Here is a 1,744-nt window from a genome sequence, read left to right as displayed (position 1 = left end):
ATTTACTCTTCAGAGCTGATCTTTCACTGGATGAACTTGCAAATATTCAAATGAGAGTTTCGCCTCAAACAGATACAAATAACCGTTATATCAGAAGTGATGCCATTAAGCTGACAAGCCATACAACAGGTGTTGTCCAAAACGGAAGCTGGAATATCAGAGATGGTGCAGGTACAAAGAATCATGAAGTCGGTGAAACGCTTAAAGAAGGCACAAAGGTCACCATCCTATCCACCGTAAAAGGGGATGACGGCTATACATGGTATCAAATCAGTTATAACAAGGCATGGAAAAATGCCACGAAAAATGAAGTGAAATACTATTTAAATCCGAATAACTTTGTATCGGATCCAGTCCGCTCACTTCAATTTTTGAAATTAACTTCGACCGCCAATCTGAATGCAACAGAAGTGAACCAAAAAATTCTTGCGGGTAAAGGCATTTTAGCCGGGAAAGCATCTGCATTTTTAACTGCAGCAAAACAAAATGGGATCAATGAAATTTATCTGATTGCTCATGCCTTACTTGAAACAGAAAATGGCACTTCCCAGCTGGCAAATGGCGTCAAGTATAATGGCAAGACTGTTTATAATATGTATGGGACTGGGGCGAATGATGGCAATGCCGTCCAAAATGGAGCCAGGTATGCCTATCAACATGGTTGGACGACCCCGGAAGCGGCCATCATTGGCGGAGCTAAATTTATCAGCAGCAATTACCTTGGCGCCGGTCAAGATACCTTGTATAAAATGAGATGGAATCCAGATTTCGCTGCAACATATGGCTATGCCTCCCATCAATATGCAACAGACATTGGCTGGGCTTACAAACAAGTGGATGAAATCTATAACTTATACAACCTATTAGACAATTACAATATTACATTGGAAGTTCCAAGTTATAAATAATTGCCTGCAGCCATTAGGCTGGTCATGAAGGCTATTCAGGATCTTGTAAAGAGCATGGCAAATGACAAAAGCTTCTCCCTTTTTTGGGCAGAAGCTTTTTGTTATAGCTGCAGCCAGGTTCAGATGCATTTTTCGTTTACAAGTGCAGGACAAGCAAAAAATATGTCCGGTTTGCACCAGCCAGTTCGATACAGCATATACCCTTCCCCATATTGGCCGACCGGATCCTGGTCACCGGCAATGTTATAAACAGGGATCGATACCGGCACTTTTTCTGCCCTCTCCGTTCCGACAATCTTCTCCATCATCTGGACAAAATAGTAGAGTGAGTGTATATTTGGCGGAGTTGAAAAATTATTAAACGGATCGTTTGCGTGGTCTGCCACAATATCCGGGTCGCCGCTTATCCAGTCGTTTGGCGTTTTCGGTTGTTCAATCCGTTCTGTCATCCAGCCCATCAGTTCTTCCAAATAAGAAGAATCGGTTTCTTCCCCTTTGCCTTCATCGACCAGGTCTTTCAAAACAGGGAGCAGTTTGCCTGCATTCGGGAATTGGCCCGAAGTCCCGCACAGAATTAAGCCGGACAAACCATCCCCGTAGGCAGCAGCATAACCTCTGGCAATCATTGACCCCATACTATGCCCGAACATAAAATAAGGCAAATCAGGATATTGTTCCTGCACAATCTTACGAAGCGTATGCTCATCCTCCGCCATCGTCATATATCCTTTGTCTCCCCAGTCTCCCCAGTTACCTGAATCATACGCTGTCTTTCCATGCCTGACATGATCATCTGCGGAAACGACAAAACCAGCCTCAGTGAACTACCCTCCACT

At 43.8% G+C, this 1,744-nt stretch carries 1 protein-coding gene and 1 pseudogene; one reads left to right on the top strand and one right to left on the bottom strand.

Annotated elements, in window-relative coordinates:
- Positions 1–908: N-acetylglucosaminidase (locus tag P9687_RS13685; RefSeq protein WP_328228906.1), on the top strand; the 908-nt coding region annotated here is incomplete at its 5' end.
- A 119-nt stretch (positions 909–1,027) separates the two neighbouring features.
- On the opposite strand, the pseudogene P9687_RS13680 reads toward P9687_RS13685, so the two are convergent.
- A pseudogene (locus tag P9687_RS13680) lies at positions 1,028–1,672 on the bottom strand (alpha/beta fold hydrolase); the annotation flags it as partial.
- Positions 1,673–1,744: the final 72 nt, after the last annotated feature.

It is taken from the genome of Weizmannia sp. CD-2023, assembly GCF_036225245.1.
GTDB lineage: Bacteria > Bacillota > Bacilli > Bacillales > Bacillaceae_C > Weizmannia > Weizmannia faecalis.
This window is presented reverse-complemented; position numbering and strand designations above follow the sequence as displayed.